The 18,761-nt window shown below is 71.0% G+C and carries 18 protein-coding genes; 7 read left to right on the forward strand and 11 right to left on the reverse strand.

What is annotated here, in order from left to right; translation table 11 throughout:
• Positions 1-8: 8 nt before the first annotated feature.
• Complete coding sequence (locus QSK37_RS03420; RefSeq protein WP_285617457.1) at positions 9-311, forward strand: hypothetical protein; 303 nt, start codon at positions 9-11, stop codon at positions 309-311.
• A 302-nt stretch (positions 312-613) separates the two neighbouring features.
• Here the strand turns inward: QSK37_RS03420 and QSK37_RS03425 are convergent, their stop codons facing one another.
• The 8 genes from QSK37_RS03425 to QSK37_RS03460 all read right to left on the reverse strand — a co-directional run bounded on the left by QSK37_RS03425 (position 614) and on the right by QSK37_RS03460 (position 10,910).
• Positions 614-2,533, reverse strand: a complete 1,920-nt coding sequence (locus QSK37_RS03425) for an ABC transporter family substrate-binding protein (RefSeq protein WP_285617459.1) — start codon at positions 2,531-2,533, stop codon at positions 614-616.
• Positions 2,530-4,386 carry an ABC transporter ATP-binding protein gene (locus QSK37_RS03430; protein WP_285617461.1) on the reverse strand — a complete coding sequence of 619 codons (1,857 nt, stop codon included), beginning with the start codon at positions 4,384-4,386 and terminating at the stop codon, positions 2,530-2,532. Before QSK37_RS03430 ends, QSK37_RS03425 begins: the two co-directional genes overlap by 4 nt.
• The gene (locus tag QSK37_RS03435) at positions 4,383-5,171 is read right to left on the reverse strand and encodes an ABC transporter permease (RefSeq protein ID WP_285617463.1); all 789 of its coding nucleotides are present in this window, start codon (positions 5,169-5,171) and stop codon (positions 4,383-4,385) included. Before QSK37_RS03435 ends, QSK37_RS03430 begins: the two co-directional genes overlap by 4 nt.
• 334 nt (positions 5,172-5,505) lie before the next feature.
• Positions 5,506-6,462 (reverse strand): ABC transporter permease, encoded by a 957-nt coding sequence (locus QSK37_RS03440; RefSeq protein ID WP_285617464.1) that lies wholly within the window; start codon positions 6,460-6,462, stop codon positions 5,506-5,508.
• A gap of 93 nt (positions 6,463-6,555) precedes the next feature.
• Positions 6,556-7,590 carry an acyl-CoA dehydrogenase family protein gene (locus QSK37_RS03445; RefSeq protein WP_285617466.1) on the reverse strand — a complete coding sequence of 345 codons (1,035 nt, stop codon included), beginning with the start codon at positions 7,588-7,590 and terminating at the stop codon, positions 6,556-6,558.
• A 3-nt stretch (positions 7,591-7,593) separates the two neighbouring features.
• Positions 7,594-8,760, reverse strand: coding sequence for an acyl-CoA dehydrogenase family protein (locus QSK37_RS03450; protein WP_285617468.1), 1,167 nt, complete (start codon positions 8,758-8,760; stop codon positions 7,594-7,596).
• Between the two features lie 13 nt (positions 8,761-8,773).
• Positions 8,774-9,367 (reverse strand): TetR/AcrR family transcriptional regulator, encoded by a 594-nt coding sequence (locus QSK37_RS03455; protein WP_285580727.1) that lies wholly within the window; start codon positions 9,365-9,367, stop codon positions 8,774-8,776.
• A 61-nt stretch (positions 9,368-9,428) separates the two neighbouring features.
• Positions 9,429-10,910: an MFS transporter gene (locus tag QSK37_RS03460; protein WP_285617470.1), complete on the reverse strand. Its 1,482-nt coding sequence runs from the start codon at positions 10,908-10,910 to the stop codon at positions 9,429-9,431.
• Between the two features lie 100 nt (positions 10,911-11,010).
• On the opposite strand from QSK37_RS03460, the gene QSK37_RS03465 reads away from it, so the two are divergent.
• Positions 11,011-11,604 (forward strand): TetR/AcrR family transcriptional regulator, encoded by a 594-nt coding sequence (locus QSK37_RS03465; RefSeq protein ID WP_285617472.1) that lies wholly within the window; start codon positions 11,011-11,013, stop codon positions 11,602-11,604.
• A gap of 2 nt (positions 11,605-11,606) precedes the next feature.
• On the opposite strand, the gene dapF is transcribed toward QSK37_RS03465, so the two are convergent.
• Positions 11,607-12,401: a diaminopimelate epimerase gene (gene dapF, locus QSK37_RS03470; RefSeq protein ID WP_285617474.1), complete on the reverse strand. Its 795-nt coding sequence runs from the start codon at positions 12,399-12,401 to the stop codon at positions 11,607-11,609.
• Entirely contained in the window at positions 12,389-13,285 is an 897-nt protein-coding gene (gene miaA / locus QSK37_RS03475) for a tRNA (adenosine(37)-N6)-dimethylallyltransferase MiaA (protein WP_285618868.1), read from the reverse strand. The genes dapF and miaA overlap by 13 nt, the downstream gene beginning before the upstream one ends.
• A gap of 127 nt (positions 13,286-13,412) precedes the next feature.
• Between miaA and QSK37_RS03480 the strand changes: the two genes are divergently transcribed.
• Entirely contained in the window at positions 13,413-13,616 is a 204-nt protein-coding gene (locus tag QSK37_RS03480) for an antitoxin (RefSeq protein ID WP_285580733.1), read from the forward strand.
• 14 nt (positions 13,617-13,630) lie between these two features.
• On the opposite strand, the gene miaB is transcribed toward QSK37_RS03480, so the two are convergent.
• A complete protein-coding gene (gene miaB / locus QSK37_RS03485) occupies positions 13,631-15,115 on the reverse strand; it encodes a tRNA (N6-isopentenyl adenosine(37)-C2)-methylthiotransferase MiaB (protein WP_285617475.1) in 1,485 nt (494 codons plus the stop codon).
• Between the two features lie 164 nt (positions 15,116-15,279).
• Here miaB and QSK37_RS03490 point away from each other — a divergent pair, with 164 nt between their 5' ends.
• From QSK37_RS03490 to QSK37_RS03505, 4 genes are all read left to right on the forward strand, one after another.
• On the forward strand, positions 15,280-16,062 hold the full coding sequence (locus QSK37_RS03490; protein WP_285580735.1) for an amino acid ABC transporter ATP-binding protein: 783 nt from the start codon (positions 15,280-15,282) through the stop codon (positions 16,060-16,062).
• A gap of 55 nt (positions 16,063-16,117) precedes the next feature.
• Positions 16,118-16,975: a glutamate ABC transporter substrate-binding protein gene (locus tag QSK37_RS03495; RefSeq protein WP_285617477.1), complete on the forward strand. Its 858-nt coding sequence runs from the start codon at positions 16,118-16,120 to the stop codon at positions 16,973-16,975.
• Between the two features lie 68 nt (positions 16,976-17,043).
• Entirely contained in the window at positions 17,044-17,733 is a 690-nt protein-coding gene (locus QSK37_RS03500; protein WP_285617478.1) for an amino acid ABC transporter permease, read from the forward strand.
• Entirely contained in the window at positions 17,730-18,677 is a 948-nt protein-coding gene (locus QSK37_RS03505) for an amino acid ABC transporter permease (RefSeq protein ID WP_285617479.1), read from the forward strand. Before QSK37_RS03500 ends, QSK37_RS03505 begins: the two co-directional genes overlap by 4 nt.
• Positions 18,678-18,761 lie beyond the last annotated feature (84 nt).

Raw genomic sequence — 18,761 nt, forward strand, 5'->3', positions numbered from 1 at the left:
TGCCGACGATGGCGGGACTTTTGTTTGACAACCCGTTCTATGGAAAGCTCGCCCAGGCTGTAAATGGCGTCAGGAAGGACGCCATTGATCTTGAACGAATGCTCAACAGATCGTTCGAGACGGCTCAACGAGCACAGCTGAACGCGGGCTACGAGAACCACGTGGACACCCAGCGCAGACAGCTCCGGTGGGCTCTCATCAGCATTGTCCAGGCTGCTGAGGACGCTCTGCAGAACACCCCGACGAAGGTCACGGCTGAGGAAGCCGCCGTCGGAGGCAAGGGCCCGTACGGCGCACCGAGTTTCTGGTGAGCGTCCGAGCTCACCCGCCGCGCCCGCCGACCAGCCGAAAGTAACGGTGGCGTCCCTCGGGGAGCGAGCCGCCGGCGGCCCACCGTCATCCGCCAACGACACGTACGGCCGGCGAAACGCACGCTCGCCTGGACGCCGGTTTCGGCGGCAACCCGCGAAGGCCGGTGCGGAGGTCCGGCGGGTCGACGCCGAGTCCGACGGCAACCCAAAGGCCAATGCGGGTCCGGCGGGGTCGATGCCGGTTTCGGCGGGGACCTGCGGAGGTCGGGGCGGGGTTTCAGCGTTTCTGACCGATGGGTCGGTCATCGGCGGAAGCCGACATCCGGCCATGCCGGCGTGGAAAGGCCGAAGGCGCCCCAGTTCACCAGGGACTGGCGCGTCGGGACGATCTGCGGGCGTTGGTACAAGGTCACCGAGTGCACCTCATTCCAGATCAGCCGGTCGGCTTCGTTCGCGTATCGGCGGGCTTTCGCCGGGTTCAGTTCCTCCGTGGCCCGGTCGAGAAGGGTGTCGATCGGCGCAGAGCCGATTCGGGCGACGTTCTGCCGGACGTCGTTTCCGTGTGGTCTGCCGTAGATCGGCCCCAGGTTGGAGATGGGGAACGGGCCGCCGATCCAGGAGAACGGTGCGAGGTCGTACGCGCCCGGAATGAGATAGCGGTCGAAGAAGTCGCTGTCGGGCACCGGCCGCAGTTCCACCCGTACACCCACGCGGCCCAGCATGACCTGGATCAGTTCACCGCTCTGGCGGCCGGTCGCCGCGCTCGCCGGGTAGACATAGCGCAGCGTCAGCGGGCGGCCGTTTGTCAGCCGGGTCGGGCCGCGCGTTCGCCGGCCTGCCTGGTCCAGCAGACGTCCGGCAGCCGCCGGATCGTAGGTGCCGAGGTCGCCCGTGTTGTCCTGGTAGCCCTCCTGGGTGTTGACGAAGGCGTGATCGTTCAGGAGGCGTACCGGCCAGTCCAGGCCGGCCAGCGCCGATCGGGCGAGCGCGCGGCGGTCGATGGCCATCGCCACGGCCCGGCGTACGTTCGCGTCGGCCAGGGCGGGGGCCGCGCCGTTGAAGGTGAGCTGGCTGAAGTCCGGGCCGGCCGCCCGGCGGACGCCCGTGCCGGGGACCTGCCGCGCGCGCCGGTACGCCGCAGCGTCCGCGCCCGCGTCGAACGCGTCGATCTCACCGCTCGCGAACGCCCCCGGCATGGCGTCGCGCGCGAGGTACCGGAAGACGACGCGGTCGAGCCGGGCCCGGGGCCCCCACCAGCGGGTGTCACGGACGATCGTGATGGCCTGGGCGGTGTGGTCGATGCCCTCGGGCCGGAACGGACCGGCGGTGACCGGAAGACGGTCTGACCACGCACGGTCCCAGGCCGACGGGTCGCCGATCGTCTCGGCCGGGTACAGCGGGCTGAACAGGCTCCGCCACTCCCCGAACGGCCGGTCGAACGTCACCACGACCTGCCGGTCGTTCACCCCGCGGGCGACCTGCCGAATCCGGTCGTACCCGGTGGAAGTGGTGATCTGGTACGCGCCGTCGCGGCCGCGGCAGGCGCGCCACAGCGCACGGAAATCGCGGTAGCCGAGTGGTGTGCCGTCGGACCAGCGGGCCTTCGGGTTGAGATCGTAGGTGACGACCTGTCTCGGCTTCCTGCGGGTGACCTCCGCGCGCACCAGGTAGGACGGGTCGGCGGCGACCCTCCCCCGCTGGTCGGAGCGGAACAGCCAGGGCATCAGCGCGCCGAGGATCCGCGCCGTGTCGAGGTCGGCGCCGCCCAGGTGCCAGTAGTTCCACTGGGTGGGAAACTCCGTAGTCGCCAGCCGCAGCGTGCCCCCGTCCCGTACGCGTTCACGCGGCGTCGGGGCGATGTCGTACGCGCCGATCGGGGACAGCGGCCTCGCGGGCCCGTGCACCGGCGCACATGCGGTGGTGAGCAGCAAGAGCAGCACGACCGACGCGGATCTCCGCCTCGGCGACCCGGAGCCATGGGCGAGCCGGCCGAGGACCACCAGAAACGGCCGGCGTTCCGACGCGACTCCAAGCCGTCGCCACGACATGCACACGGACGTGAACAGCAAGAACAGCCCGACCGACACGGACCTCAGCCCCGACGACCCGAAGCCACCCACGAGCCGGCCGAGGACCACCAGAAACAGCCGCCAATCCGACGAGGCTCCAGGCCGTCGCGACGACGTGCGCAGTAAGGACAGCGCGAGCGGTGGGGGTCTCATCGCGGTTCTCCTTGGCTGGGGAAGTGGCAGGCCACGGCGTGGTCGGGGGCGAGATGGCGGAGGGCGGGATCCTGCTCGGCGCATCGGCGGCGGCTCGGTGCGGCCAGTGCCGGGAACACCGGGCAGCGGGTGCGGAACGGGCAGCCGCCGCGTGGGTCGGGTGGCGGATCCCCCACCGCCCGGCCGGGCCACGGACCCTCTACCGCCCGGCCGGGCCACGAATCCCCTACCGCCCGGCTGGGCCACGGACCCTCTACCGCCCGGCCGGGCCACGAATCCCCTACCGTCCGGCCGGGCCGCTCACGGGGTGGAGGCGAAGGCGGGACGGCGTCGAGGAGTGTCCGGGTGTACGGGTGGGCGGGTGTGCCGTACACCGCGCCGGCGTCGCCGAGCTCCACGATGCGTCCGCGGCGCATGACGGCGACGCGGTCGGCCAGCAGGCGGAGGACGGCCAGGTCGTGCGCGGCGATCACGTAGGCCAGGCCCAGGCGGGTCTTCAGGCCGCGCAGCAGTGCGACGACGCCGGCCTGGGTGGAGACGTCGAGAGCCGAGAACGGTTCGTCGAGCAGCAGGAGCCGCGGGTCGAGGGCGAGCGCACGGGCGATGCCGACGCGCTGACGCTGCCCGCCGGACAGTTCGTCCGGCCGGCGCGCGGCATGCGCGGGGTCGAGCCCGACGAGGTGCAGGAGGTCGGGGACGCGGGCGGCGATCTCCGACCGGCGGCGGCCGTGCGCGCGGAGTGGTTCGGCGAGGATGGCGCCCGCCGTCATGCGCGGATCGAGGGCGTGGCCCTGGAAGACCAGTTGCAGGTCGCGGCGGAGTTCCCGGCGTTGCGCGGCGGACAGGCTCGCGGCGTCACGGCCGAACACCACGCCGGTACGGAGGGCGGCGATCTCCTTGAGCGTGGTCGTCTTGCCGCACCCGGACTCGCCCACCAGGCCCAGCGCCTCGCCCGCCCGGACGTCGAAGCCGACGCCGTCGACGGCACGCATCCGCCGCCGCGCCACGCCTCGGGCCGGATACTCCTTGACCAAACCGTGAACCGCGAGGACGGTCGGTGCGTTCGCCCTGCCGCCCGTATGGCCGAGGCGGGGAACGGAGCGGAGCAGCGCGGGGGCCGCACGGGGCATGGAAGGGCCGGTCAAGGCCGTCGCGGCCGGGCCGATCCGGGCCGTACGGCCCGCGCGCATCACCATGATCCGGTCGGCTCGCTCGACGGCGAGCCCGAGGTCGTGGGTGATGAGGATGAGGGCCGCGCCCGTACGGCGCTGAACGGTCCGGAGGGTGTCGAGGACCCGGGCCCGCACCGGCGGGTCGAGACCGGCGGTCGGCTCGTCGGCGACGATCACGTACGGGTCGGCGGCCATCGCCACGGCGATCATCGCCCGGCGGCTCTGGCCGCCGGAGAGCTGATGCGGGTACGCGCGGGCGACCGCGGCGGCGTCCTGGATGCCGGCGAGGCGCAGCAGCCCGACCGCCCGCGCGGCCGCCGCGCGCCTGGACACGCGGCGGTGGGCACGGACCGCCTCGGCGATCTGCGCGCCGATCCGGTGGACGGGAGTGAAGGCGGGGTCCTGGAAGACCAGCGCGATCTCCTTGCTGCGGACGGCGGCGAGGTCGCGTTCGGGTAGGCCGAGGAGCTCGCGCCCGCGGAGCCGCACCGAGCCCTGGATTCGCGCGGACGCGGGCAGCAGACCGGCGAGGGCCAGGGCGGTCGCGGACTTGCCGGCGCCGGACTCGCCGACGACGGCGAACACCTCTCCCGGCGCCACCCCGAACGCCACGCCCCGCACCGCGCGAACCCCGCCCGCGAACGTGACGCCCAACCCCGACACCTCCAAGACCGCGGTCATGCCGGCCTCCGAAGAACGTCACGCAGCCCATCACCGACGAGCGTGACGGCGAAGACGAGAAGAACGAGCACGATCACCGGAGGCAGGAACAGCCAGGGGAAGGCCCCGGCCGACGGTGCGCCGTCCGCGATGACCGTGCCCAACGAGACGTCGGGCGGCCGGGCCCCGAAGCCGAGGTAGGACAGGCTGGTCTCGGCGATGACGGCCGTGCTGACGTTGAGGGTCACGTCCACGATCAGCAGCGGGGCCAGGTGGGGGACGATGTGCCGGAGGATGATCGCCACCGGCCGCACGCCGAGGAGGCGGGCGGCGAGAACGTACTCCCGGTCGCGCAGGGAGAGGGTCATTCCCCGGACGACGCGCGCGGTGACCATCCACATGAAGGCGGCCAGCAGCGGCGCGAGGACCGGCAGGCCCGCGCCGTGGAGCGCCGGAGCCAGCGTCGCGACGACGAGGAGCGGCGGCAGGACGAGGAGCAGTTCGGCGACGCCCGTCAGCCCGCGGTCGGCCCAGCCGCCGAAGTATCCGGCGACGGCACCCGTCACCGTCGCCAGCCCGGTCGCGGAGACGGCCACGAACAGGCCGGTGACCAGCGACGCGCGCAGCCCCCGCAGCGTCAGAACGTACATGTCCCGGCCGGTCTGCGTCGTCCCCAGCCAGTGACGGGCGGACGGCGGACGGCGGAACGCGGTGAGGTCCACGGCGTCCCACCTCCACGACGTGAGGTACGGCCCGGCGAACGCGAGGACCAGCAGCACACCGAGCAGACCGAGGCCCAGCCGCACCCGAACAGCGCCGACCCGTCGCCGGCCCGGCGCCCTCCGATGGGCCGGGAACCGCCGGTGCCTCCCGCTCCGGCCCGAGACGGTCCGCCCTCCCGGAACCTCGGCCGCGTCGGCAGGCCCGCCGAGACTCCTCGGCCCGCCGGCGGTGGAGGGAGCGACCGCCACACCTTCGATTTCCCCGCCGTGCCCGGTCACCAGGCGCCCTCTTCCTCGTGGCCACCGCTTCGTCGCTCGCGGCACTGTGGGGCGAGTGCCGGCGGGCCCACGACGGACCCGGCTCCATCGCCGCGCCGGCCGTGCGCACGCTTCTCACCGGAGGATCCGGCCGGGAGTGTCATGGCCGGGCCCGGGGGTCCAGGGCCGGGTGGGCCAGGTCGGCGAGGAGGCCGACGAGGGCGACCGTCATCGCCGTCGCGCAGCCGCAGGCGGCGACCGCGTTCACGTCGTCGGCCGCGATCGAGTCGATCAGCCACTCGCCCAGCCCGTGCCAGGCGAAGATCTTCTCCGTGACGGCCGTGCCGGTCAGCAGGGCGGCGAAGCCGTACGCCGCGAAGGTCGTCATCGGTGCCAGCGTCACGCGCAGGGCGTGGCGGCGTAACACCGTGCGCCGGCGCAGGCCCCGGGCCAGCGCCGCGCGGCCCCAGTCCGAACTCAGCGCGTCGAGCATCAGTCCGCGCTGGTAGCGGGCGCACATCGCGGCCTGGCCGAGCGTGAGCACGGTGGCGGGCAGGAGCAGATGACGCAGCCGGTCGGCGGCCGCCCCCGCGGCGCCGGGGGTGTACTCGCCGGTCCACGCGAAGACCGGCACGCCGGCCCAGGCGTTCACGCCCTGGGCGGCCGTCTGGAGCAGCACCGCCAGGGCGAACGCCGGGACCGCCATCGTCACCAGCGCGCCCGCGGTGATCAGGCGGTCGAGCACGCCCCGCGGGCGGGACGCCCCCACGGCGCCCAGCAGCACTCCTCCGGCCCAGCCCACCCCGCCGCCCGCCACGACGAGACGCAGGCTGGCCCCCGCCCGCCGGAGCAGCTCGCCGCGCACCGGCATGCCGTCGAGCGTCGCGCCGAAGTCGCCGCGCGCCACCCTCGACGCCCAGGCCGCATAGCGCCGGGCCGGCGGCACGCGATCGTCGAGCCCCAGCGACGCCAGCCGGGCCGAGACCGCCGCGCGGGGCGGTCTCGGGCTCCGGCTCTCCAGCGAGGCGCGCGGGTCGAGGGCGAGCGTGGCGGCGAAGTAGGCGAGGCTCGCCCCGGCGACGGCGATCACCATCCGGCCCAGGCAACGGCGCAGCACGACCAGAACCTCCCGCAGCGACGGACATCGACTGCGGAAAGTTATCGCAAAGTCACGCTATGACAACAGCCGGCGACAAACCCTGTGGACGACTCAGTCGAGCAGGAACGCCGCGACCTCCGCCCGCTGGGCCCGCTCCGAACCGTCGAACGCCGCCAGCCACTGCGCGCGCTTGTAGTACCGGTGCAGCACGTGTTCCCAGGTGAAGCCGATGCCGCCGTGCCCCTGGATGGCGTTCTCGCAGGCGAACACCGCGGCGGATCCGGCCAGCGCCTTGGCGGCCAGGCACGCCTGCCGGGCCATCTCGTCGTCCTCCGAGACGCACCACGCCGCCCAGTAGGCGAGCGACCGCGCCTCCTGCAACCGCACGTAGACGTTCGAGGCCTTGTGCGACACCGCCTGGTACACGCCGATCGGCTTGCCGAACTGCTCGCGCTCCTTGGCGTAGGCGACGAGCAGGTCCAGCGCCCGCTGCGCCACACCGACGCCCTCCAGTGCCAGCGCCGCGTAGGCGCGGTCGCGGATACGGCCCAGCAGGACGCGCGCCTCCTCGCCGGAGGCCAGAGCCCGCGCCGGCGCGGAGGAGAAGCGCACGTCCGCCACCCGCCGCGTGCCGTCGATGGTCGGATGCGGCGTCACCTCTGCGTCGGCCGCCTCTACCGCGTACAGCCCGTCGGCCGCGACGACGACGAACAGGTCGGCCACCGCACCGTCGGGCACCAGCGTCTTGACGCCGGTCAGGCGCCCGTCGGCGACCGACGTCTCGACCGGGTCCAGCAGCGCCTGTGGACGCCCCGGCTCGGCCCACGCGAGCGTCGCCCTCAACGTGCCCGACGCGATCCGCTTGCCCGTGTCGGCGTCCAACGCGGGCGCGGCGAGAGCGACGGTCGAGAAGTACGGCGCGGGCAGCGGCCGGTGACCGGTCTCCTCGAACAGCACGGCCTGGTCGAGGAAGGTCAGGTCCTGGTCCAGCCAGCCCATCGAGGCGAGCTTCGGCCAGACGTCCTCGTCGACGCCGGTCGAGGAGTCGGCGATCTCGGCCAGGCGCGCGTCGTCGTACCGGGAGGCCAGGAACTCGCGGGCGAAGCCGCGGAGCTGCTCCTGTTCTTCGGAGAACGCGAAGTCCATCGGTCAACGTCCCTTCGGCAGGCCGAGGACGCGCTCGGCGATGATGTTGCGGAGGATCTCCGACGTGCCTGCCTCGATCGTGTTGCCGCGCGAGCGGAGCTGCCAGTACTGCCAGAAGCCGTTCCAGGGCGCCTCGTCGGAGACCAGGCCGGTCAGCCCGAACAGCGACTGGGCGAGCGAGGTCAGCCGCTGGTTCGCCTCGCTCCAGGCCAGCTTGACGCCCGAGCCCTCCGGCCCGGGGATGCCCGTCTCCAACAGCGTGGTCAGCGACCGGTAGTTGGTGAAGCGCAGCGACTGCATCTCGATCCACTCGCGCGCGACGGCGTCACGGATCACCGGGTCGTCGGCGGGACGGCGGCCGTCCGGACCGGGCTCCTTGACCAGCTTGATCAGCTGGTTCACCATCCGCTCCAGTTCGGCGGAGAGCGCGAAGCCGAGCGTGCCGCGCTCGTGCAGCAGCGTGGTCATCGCGACCTTCCACCCGTCACCGGGCGAACCCAGGATCGACGAGCGCGGCACCCGTACGTCGTCGAAGAAGATCTCGTTGAACTCGGGGTCGCCGGTGATCTGCACCAGCGGCCGTACGGTCACGCCCGGAGCGTGCATGTCCACGATGAGGTACGACAGACCGGCGTGCTTGGCCGCCGACGGGTCGGTACGGACGACGAGGATGCAGAAGTCGGCCTTGTGCGCGTAGGAGGACCAGACCTTCTGCCCGTTGACCACCCAGTGGTCGCCGTCGAGGACCGCGCTCGTACGGCCGGAGGCCAGGTCGGAGCCGGACCCGGGTTCGGAGAAGCCCTGGCACCAGATCTCCGACCCGTCCAGCAGCGGTCGCAGGTACCGCTTCTTCTGTTCCGGAGTGCCCCAGGCGATGATCGTCGGCCCGGCCATGTTGAGGCCGATCACTCCCGGATGGCCGGGGGCGTTGGCCCGCGACATCTCCTCCAGGTAGATCGCCTGGTACGTCGGCGACAGCCCGCGCCCGCCGTACTCCGAGGGCCAGGTCAGCCCGACGTACCCGGCCTTGTAGAGCTCGCCGCCCCAGCGCCGCAGCGCGTCGAAGTCGCCCCGGCCCCCTTCGAGCGGCCGGCCGGCCCAGTGTTCGGAGAGCCAGGCGCGGAGCTCCGCGCGGAACGCGGCCTCCTCCGACGTGTCGTGAAAGTCCACTCTGGGGCCTCCCTCAGATACCGATCGCCCGGCAGTACAGCCGGGTGAGCTGCTCCACATCGCCGTCGTCGTGCGGCCGCCCGAGCACGAACCAGGTGTACGCGGTGCGCCCGATCATGGTGGCGAGCGCCACCGCGGCCGTACGGGGGTCGACGTCGGCCGGCACCAGACCGGCCTCCTGCCAGCCCCGGATCGCGCGCTCCTGGCGGTCGTAGAACACGCCCCAGGCCCGCAGGTACGTCTCGCGCATGGCCGGGGAGAAGGTCGCGACCTGCTCGAACACCGCCATGAGCCGGGCGTTCCTGCGGTACGCGCGCAGGTAGGCGCGGTTGGCGCGGGCGATGCGCGCCTCGGGTCCGTCGCCGTCCAGCGGCTCGGCGCGCATGACCGTGAGCAGGCCGCGCAGCATCTCGTCGATCAGCTCGGCGAAGATCGCGTCCTTGTCGGCGAAGTGGGTGTAGAAGCTGCCGTAGGCGACGCCGGCCCGGTCGCAGATCTCGCTGATCCTGGCGTCGAGGAAGCCGCGCTCCTCGAACACCTCGCGGGCGCCGCGGAGGAGCGCGGCCCGGGTCCGCTCCGCTCGTGCCTGCCGCTTGACCTGGGTCACGCGGACATCATAACCGAAACCGATTCGGTAATCGCCCGAGGAAGCCCGTCACCGTTGAGGATCAGACCTCCGGTACGGAGGGCTCGCCGGGGCGTGGAGTGTTCATCAGAACGGCGAGGATCACCGCGGCGACCGCGAGGATCACGGCCGCCGTCAGGAAGCCGCGGGTGAAGCCGTGCGCCAGCCCGGCCCTGAGAAGGCGGGGGTCGTGCCCGTGCGCGCGCAGGTAGCCGGAGGTCGCGCTGGTCGCGATCGTGTTGAGCAGCGCGACGCCGATCGAACCGCCGACCTGCTGGGTGGTGTTCGCGGCGGCCGAGGCGACGCCGGAGTCGCGGGCGGCCACCTCATGGGTGGCGTAGTTCATCGCCGGGGCCATGACCAGGCCCATGCCCAGGCCCACCAGAAGCTGCGCGGGCAGTACCCCGGAGGCGTACGAGGTGGTGACGTCGAGGCGAACCAGCCAGGCGAGACCCGCCGCGGCGAGGAGCAGTCCCGGCGCCATGAGGACGCGGGGCGGCACTCGGGGCAGCAGGCGGGAGGCGACGCCGCCGGCCGAGACCAGCACGGCCGCGGTCAGCGGCAGGAAGGCCACGCCGGTGCGGACCGGCGAGTACCCCCTGACCACCTGCAGGTGGTACGTGAGCAGCAGGAGCGTGCCGAACATCGCGATCATCGCCACGGCCACGCCCAGGTACGCCCCGCCCCGCGTACGGTCCCAGACGACCCGCATCGGCAGCAGCGGGCGCGCCACCCGGCTCTCCACCACCGCGAACACCGCGAGCAGCGCGACGCCCCCGGCCAGCAGGCCGACGACGGACGCGGAGCCCCAGCCGTCGGACTCCGCCCGGCTGCACCCGTACACGACGGAGACGAGCCCGCCCACGGCGAGGACCGCGCCGGGAACGTCGAGGCGCGCCCGGCCGGAGCCGCGGTCGGCCGGCAGGACGTACCAGCCGAACGCGGACAGCACGGCGATCGGGACGTTCACGTACAGGCACCAGCGCCAGTCCAGGTACTCGGTCAGCAGTCCGCCGAGGATCAGGCCGATCGCGCCTCCGCCCGCCGCGATCGCCCCGAAGACGCCGAACGCCCTGGCCCGCTCGCCGGGCCGGGTGAAGGTCACCGCGAGCAGCGAGAGCGCCGTGGGCGCGAGCAGCGCACCGAACGCGCCCTGACAGGCCCGCGCCGCCAGCAGCACTCCGAAGCCGGGCGCCGCGCCGCCGAGGGCCGAGGCACCGGCGAAGCCGAACAGGCCGACGAGGAAGACGCGGCGGCGCCCGGCGTAGTCGGCGATCCGGCCGCCCAGCAGGAGCAGCCCGCCGAACGCCAGCGTGTAGGCGGTGATGATCCACTGCCGATCGCCGTCGGACACGCCGAGGTCGTGCTGGGCCGAGGGCAGCGCGATGTTCACGATCGTGGCGTCCAGCACGATCATCAGCTGGGCCAGGCAGATGAACACCAGCGCGACCCAGCGGCGGCGCCCGAGGTCCTCGGGTCCCTTCGTCGGGCGCGTCTCGGCGACGTCCGCAGAGCGCCGTTCCATGACAGCCTCCAAAAAACCGGATGTTCGTTCTCTTTTATGGCGACCGTCGCATCACGGTGGCGGCTTGTCAAGAACGGACGTTCGTTTTAAATTTGGCCCCATGCCTCGAGTCAGTGACGAGCACCTCGAACGCCGGCGGCAGCAGATCCTCGACGCCGCCCGGCACTGCTTCATCCGCAAGGGCTTCCACCTGACGTCCATGCAGGACGTCTTCGCCGAGTCGGGGTTGTCGGCCGGGGCCGTCTACCGCTACTTCAAGAGCAAGAACGAGATCATCCATGCGATCGCCACCGAGCGGCAGGGCAGCGCGGTCCAGCTCCTCGAGACGATCGTCAAGGAGGATCCGCTGCCGCCGTTCGAGGAGATCATCGAGCGGTTCCTGACTTTGGTGCAGTCGATGCTCGACGACGACGGCGCCCTCCGGGTGGCGCCGCAGGTCTGGGCCGAGGCCCTGCACGATCCGACGTACCGCGAGATCGTCTCCGTGCTGTTCGCCGGCGTACGGTCCTCGTGGACGTCGCTGGCCGTCCGCATGCGCGACGCCGGGCGGCTGCCCGAAGACGCCGATCCCGAGGCCATGGGCGCGACGCTGATGTGCCTGATGCCGGGATTCGTCATGCAACGCCTGCTGGTGGGCGATGTCGACGCGGCGGCCGTGACCGCGGGCATTCGGGCCCTGACGGGCGCGCGCTGAGCCTAGAGGCGCAGGTCGCCCTCGGCGACCAGGACGGCCGGACCGCGCAGGAAACTCGTCTCCCCGTCCAGCGTCACCGTGAGCACGCCGCCGAGGACCGCGACCTCCCAGGTGCCCTCGGTACGGCCCTCCGCGTGCGCGGCGGCGACCGCCGTCGCGACCGCTCCCGTGCCGCACGACCGGGTCTCCCCCGAGCCTCGCTCGTGCACGCGCATCTCCACCCGGCCCTCACCCGCCGGGCGGAACAGCTCCACGTTGACGCCCTCGGGGAAGAAGCCGGCGTCCACCCCGGGCGCGCGAGACAGGTCGAGGCCGGACACCGGCTCGGTGATCGCGCAGGCCAGGTGGGGGTTGCCCATCGAGACGCCCAGGCCCTCGTACACGCGCCCGGACACGGTCGCCCGGCTGTTTCCGAGGATCTTCGGCGCGCCCATGTCGACCGAGACATCGCCGGACGCGCCCAGGCTCGCCGCGCGTACGCCGCCGCGCGTGGCGATCGGCAGGTCGCCCGGGGCGGCCAGGCCCGCGTCGACCAGGTAACGGGCGAACACGCGCACGCCGTTGCCGCACATCTCCGCGATGCCGCCGTCGGCGTTGCGGTAGTCCATGAACCACTCGGGATCACCGTCGCGGCCGAGCGCCTTGGAGCGGACGACCCGCAGCACCCCGTCGGCGCCGATCCCCGACCGCCGGTCGCAGATCGCGGCGACCAGTTCCGGCGTCAGGTCGAGCGCGCCGTCGGGGTCGGGCAGGATCACGAAGTCGTTCTCGGTGCCGTGCCCCTTCACGAATCGCATGCACCGATCGTATCCAGCGCGGACTCGACCGGCGTGTCGTACCCGATCCAGCGCACGCGCGGATCACGGCGGAACCAGGACTCCTGCCGGCGCGCGAACCGCCTCGTCGCGCGCACGGTCTCCTCCCGCGCCCGCTCCTCGCTCCACTCCCCCGCCAGGAACCGCAGCACCTGCGCGTAGCCGAGCGCGCGACTCGCGGTTAGCCCGTCCCGCAGCCCGTACGGCTCGAGGCGCCGGACCTCCTCCACGAACCCCGCCGACCACATCCGCTCCACTCGCACCGCGATGCGTTCGTCCAGCTCGGGGCGTGGCACGACCAGCCCGAGCTGGGTGGCGTACTCCTTGGCCTCGTCGTAGGACGGCATCGAGGCGCTGAACGGCCGCCCGGTCATCTCGATCACCTCCAGCGCCCGCACGACGCGCCGCCCGTTACTGGGCAGGATCGACGCGGCCGCCGCCGGATCACGCTCGGCGAGCCGCGCGTGCATCGCCGCCGGCCCCACCTCCGCGAGCGACGCCTCCAGCCGTGCCCGCAACTCCGGATCGGTGCCGGGAAAGTCCAGGTCGTCGATGACCGCGCGGATGTAGAGCCCCGACCCGCCGACCAGCAGCGGCACGCGGCCGCGGCCGTGGATCTCCACGATCGCCCGCCGCGCCATGCGCTGGTAGTCCGCGACGCTCGCGGTCTCGGTGACGTCCCAGACGTCGAGCAGATGGTGCGGGACGCCCCGCCGCTCCTGTTCGGTGAGCTTCGCCGTGCCGATGTCCATGCCGCGGTAGAGCTGCATCGAGTCGGCGTTGACGATCTCACCCCCGAGCCGCAGGGCGAGCTCCACCGCCAGATCGGACTTGCCCGCGGCAGTGGGCCCGACGACGGCGACGATGTTCGTCCCCGCGAGGTCGTCGTGCCTGATCGTTCGCGTCACATGCTAATTCTGGCCCCCCTCGGGTATGGCATCCGACACGACGGCATCGGCGGTCGATGCCCGGACCGGACCCCTAGGGGGATCAATGTCCATCGTGGACAAGGTGAAGGCGTTCCTGGGCCAGCACGGCGACCAGGTCGACAAGGTCGTCGACAAGGCCGGCGACATGATCGACGAGAAGACCGGCGGCAAGTACGCCGACAAGGTCGACAAGGCTCAGGAACAGGCCAAGAAGACGGCGACCCAGTGGGGCGAGGAGGGCCGGCACCAGCCACCGCCCCAGCCCTGATCACCGGTATACGGTCACCGGCAGGACGGCGCCGTCGGGGTCTCTTTGGGGCGGCCGATGGTCGGCATGCCGAGGGAGACGCCCTTCGGGGGCTCGGCCACGCGCCGTTCCCACGCGTCGCCGGCCGGAGTGTGTCTCACGTGGCGTACCGGGCCGTCGGCGACCAGGTGGTGCGGTGCGGCGTATGTGACGTCCACCGTGACCACGTCGCCCGGCCGGGCCGTCTCCTCGGCGGTGAAGTGAACGAGACGGTTGTCGGGCGCGCGGCCGGACATGCGGTGCGTGCGGTCGTCCTTGCGGCCCTCCCCCTCCGCGACCAGGACCTCCAGCGTGCGGCCGACCTGCTTCTTGTTCTCCGCCCAGGAGATCTCCTCCTGCAGCGCGACCAGCCGGTCGTACCGCTCCCGGACGACCTCCTTGGAGACCTGTCCGTCCATCGTCGCGGCCGGGGTGCCGGGCCGCTTGGAGTACTGGAAGGTGAACGCCCCGGAGAACCGCGCCTCGCGTACGACGTGGAGGGTCTGTTCGAAGTCCTCGTCGGTCTCGCCGGGGAAGCCGACGATGATGTCGGTGGTGATGGCGGCATCGGGGATCGCGGCGCGGACCCGCTCGATGATGCCGAGGTAACGCTCCTGCCGGTACGAGCGGCGCATCGCCTTGAGCACGCGGTCGGAGCCGGACTGCAGCGGCATGTGCAGCGACGGCATGACGTTGGGCGTCTCGGCCATCGCCGCGATCACGTCGTCGGTGAAGTCGCGCGGGTGCGGAGAGGTGAAGCGCACCCGCTCCAGGCCCTTCACCTCGCCGCAGGCGCGCAGCAGGCCCGCGAAGGCGCTCCGGTCACCGAACTCGGCTCCGTAGGAGTTGACGTTCTGCCCGAGCAGGGTGATCTCCAGGACGCCCTCGGCGACGAGCGCCTCGACCTCGGCGAGGATCTCGCCGGGCCGGCGGTCGGTCTCCTTGCCGCGCAGTGAGGGGACGATGCAGAAGGTGCAGGTGTTGTTGCAGCCCACCGAGATGGACACCCACGCGGCGTACGGGGACTCGCGGCGCGTCGGCAGGGTGCTGGGGAACGCCTCCAGCGACTCCTTGATCTCGACCTGCGCCTCCCGCCGCACCCGCGCGCGTTCGAGCAGGACCGGCAGCGACCCGATGTTGTGGGTGCCGAACACCACGTCGACCCAGGGCGCGCGGTCGACGATCGTGTCGCGGTCCTTCTGGGCGAGGCAGCCGCCGACGGCGATCTGCATGCCGTCGTGGCTCTCCTTGACCGGCCGCAGGTGGCCCAGGTTGCCGTAGAGCCGGTTGTCGGCGTTCTCGCGGACCGCGCAGGTGTTGAAGACGACGACGTCGGGCGTCGCGCCCTCGTCGGCGCGTGCGTATCCCGCGTCTTCGAGCAGCCCCGCGAGCCGCTCGGAATCGTGCACGTTCATCTGGCACCCGTACGTGCGGATCTCGTACGTGCGGGCGCGGTCGTCGAAAGTCGTGGGCGCGTTCATCTCAAGAAGAAAGGGTACGCGCGCCCGGCGCCCCGGCGGGACCCGCTGATCCACCGAACCGCGCCCATCAGGGGGAACGGGGAGGTACCACGGGCTAACAACGTGATCGGATCGGTATATCAACGACCTGGCGGCGTTCTTCGGATCACGTACGCTTTGCGGGCATGACCGACACCGGCAAGGCGGCCCAGGAGGCCGACGTGAGTGGCGGCGGACCGCTCGTCGTACTTGAGAACGTCAACAAGTACTTCGGTGAATTGCACGTCCTGAAGGACATCGATCTCACCATCCACCGAGGCGAGGTCGTGGTCGTGATCGGTCCGTCGGGGGGCGGCAAGTCCACTTTGTGCCGCACGATCAACCGGCTCGAGCCGATCGACGACGGGACCATTCGGATCGACGGGCATCTGCTGCCCGAAGACGGCAAGGAGCTCGCGCAGCTCAGGGCCGATGTCGGCATGGTCTTCCAGTCGTTCAATCTGTTCGCGCACAAGACGATCCTGCAGAACGTCACCCTCGGCCCGACGAAGGTGAAGAAGACGCCCGCCGCCGAGGCGGAGAAGTACGCGATGGAGCTTCTCGAGCGGGTCGGGATCGCGAGCCAGGCCGAAAAGTACCCGGCACAGCTCTCCGGCGGGCAGCAGCAGCGCGCCGCGATCGCGCGGGCGCTCGCCATGCGGCCCAAGGTGATGCTCTTCGACGAGCCCACGTCGGCGCTCGACCCGGAAATGATCAAAGAAGTCCTCGACGTCATGACCAATCTCGCCGCCGAGGGAATGACCATGGTCGTGGTGACGCACGAGATGGGTTTCGCCCGCGCGTCGGCCAACAAGGTGGTCTTCATGGCGGATGGCCAGATCGTCGAGGAGAACACTCCGGAAGAGTTCTTCACGAACGCCCAGAGCGATCGCGCGAAGGATTTCCTTTCCAAGATTCTGACGCACTGATTGTCATGAACGCGCCGGCAGCGCCCTCGCGCCGGCTCGAAAGCGAAGGAAGATCATGCGAGTACGTCATTTCGGTGTTGCCATCGCCGCCCTGGCCGTCGCCACGATGGGCGTCACCGGCTGCGGTGCCAAGAAGGCCGGTTCGGTCGTCGACAAGGCCAAGGACCAGAAGAAGCTCACCATCGGCGTGAAGTTCGACCAGCCGAGCATCGGGCTGAAGAAGCCCGACGGCACCGTCGAGGGCTTCGACGTGGACGTGGCCAAGTACATCGCCGGCAAGCTGGGCGTCCAGGAGAAGAACATCACCTGGAAGGAAACGATCTCCGCCAACCGCGAGACGTTCCTCAAGAACGGCACCGACGACCTGGTGATCGCCAGTTACTCGATCACTCAGGCGCGCCTTCCGCTGGTCACCTTCGGCGGCCCGTACCTGGTGCCCCACCAGGACATCCTGGTCCGCGCCAACGACACCTCGATCAAGACGTTCGCCGACCTCAAGGGCAAGCGGGTCTGCCAGGTCGCCGGCTCCAACTCCTGGAAGAACCTCACCGAGGGCACCAACAAGTTCAACCAGAAGGTCGCGATCAAGCTCGTGCCGGCCAACGCGTACGAGGAGTGCATCACCAAGCTCAAGGGCGGCTCGCTCGACGCGGTCTCCACCGACAGCACCATTCTCGCCGGTTACGCCGCCCGCGAGGGTTCCTCGGTCAAGGTCGACAACGTGCCGTTCACCGACGAGAAGTACGGCGTCGGCATCAAGAAGGGCGACGTCAAGACCTGCAACGCCGTCAACAAGGCGATCACCGACATGTACTCCGACGGCACGGCCAAGAAGCTCATCGACAAATGGTTCACTCCGGAGGGCCTGCAGTTCGACACGACCAAGCCCCCGGCTTTCCAGGGCTGCAGCTGAACCGTAGCGACCCCGCGCGCCGGTGAGCCTTCGCGCTCACCGGCGCCGTTTCGATCCGGTGGAGACCCATGAATTTGCACGCGCTGCTGGACTTCGGTCCGCTGCAGCAGAATTTCGGCACCGTCCTGAAGGCGTTCTGGGGGACGATCCGGCTCGCCCTCCTGTCGGGCATCGGCTCGCTGATCCTCGGCACCGTGCTCGCCGCGATGCGGGTCTCGCCGACCCCGGTGCTGCGGGGGGCGGGCGCCCTGTACATCTACGTCTTCCGCAATACGCCGCTGACGCTCGTGCTGCTGTTCTGCAGCCTCGGCCTGAGCGACACGCTGCACCTGCAGATCTCCCACGACCCGAGCACGAACGGCTTCTGGCTGGCGACGATCGGCATGACGATCTACACGGCGTCGTTCGTCTGTGAGTCGCTGCGGGCGGGCATCAACACCGTGCCGCTCGGGCAGGCGGAGGCCGCCCGGTCGATCGGGCTCACCTTCACCCAGTCGCTGCGCCTGGTCGTGCTGCCGCAGGCCTTCCGTACGGTGATCGCCCCGCTGGGCAGCGTGTTCATCGCGATGATCAAGAACACCACGGTGGCGCTCGCGGCGGGTTACTTCGAGGCGTCGGCCGAGATGAAGCAGATGTTCGACACGTACGGCGGCACCATCCCGATCTTCCTCGGGTTCGCGATCGGGTTCATGGTGCTGACCCTCCCGACCGGCTTCTTCTTCGGCTGGCTCTCCAAGCGACTGGCGGTGGCGCGATGACCCTGTCCGTGGACACCCCGTCGGACGCTTCGGCGCGGCGACCGACCAAGAACAAGCCCTCGGTCCTGTTCGACGCCCCCGGTCCGCGCGCGCGGCTGCGCAACAACATCGTCACGCTGGTCGCGGTCGTGGTGCTGCTCTTCATCGCGTATCTGATCATCGCGCGGCTGGATCAGCAGCACCAGTTCGACGGCAAACTCTGGAAGCCGTTCACCGAGAAGATCGTCTGGACCAAGCAGATCCTCCCCGGCCTCGGGGGCACCCTCAAGGCGGCGGGGGTCGCCGCGGTGTTCGCCCTGATCTTCGGAGTGATCTTCGGCCTCGGCCGGCTGTCGGAGCACAAGTGGATCAGCGTTCCGGCCGGGGCGGTGGTGGAGTTCTTCCGCGCCATCCCCCTGCTGATCATGATCTTCTTCGCGATGGCGGGCCCGCCCGCGATCATGGACGCGTTCGACCGGGTCCTGCCGCCGGTCTCGGCGTTCCTGGCGCTCGTGATCGGCCTGACGCTCTACAACGGGTCGGTACTCGCGGAGATCTTCCGCTCCGGCATCAACTCGATCCCCAAGGGTCAGTCCGAGGCGGGCTACTCGATCGGCATGCGCAAGGGCGGCGTCATGCTGCGGATCCTGGTGCCCCAGGCGGTCACCGCGATGATGCCGGCCGTCGTCAGCCAGCTGGTCGTGCTGCTGAAGGACACCGCGCTGGGCTACATCGTCGCCTACAACGACCTGCTCAACAATGGTCTGCGTCTCGTCTCCGGCAACTTCGGCAACACCATCCCCTCGATCATCGTGGTCGCGGTGATCTACATCATCATCAACATCGCGCTGGGCCTGCTCGCGACGTGGCTGGAGAAGCGCAGCCGGCGCAGCCGCAAGAGCTCGGCCCGCACGCTGACCACCGCCGCGGGCGCGCCACCCGCGGTCGGCATGGACTCCATCTAGCTCGACGTTCTCCCCGGACCGGGGCCGGTGGCGCGTCCACTGGCCCCGGTTTCGGCTATCCGGCTCTCGTCGGTGCTCGGCGCG

This window comes from Actinoallomurus iriomotensis, assembly GCF_030269445.1.
GTDB lineage: Bacteria > Actinomycetota > Actinomycetes > Streptosporangiales > Streptosporangiaceae > Actinoallomurus > Actinoallomurus iriomotensis.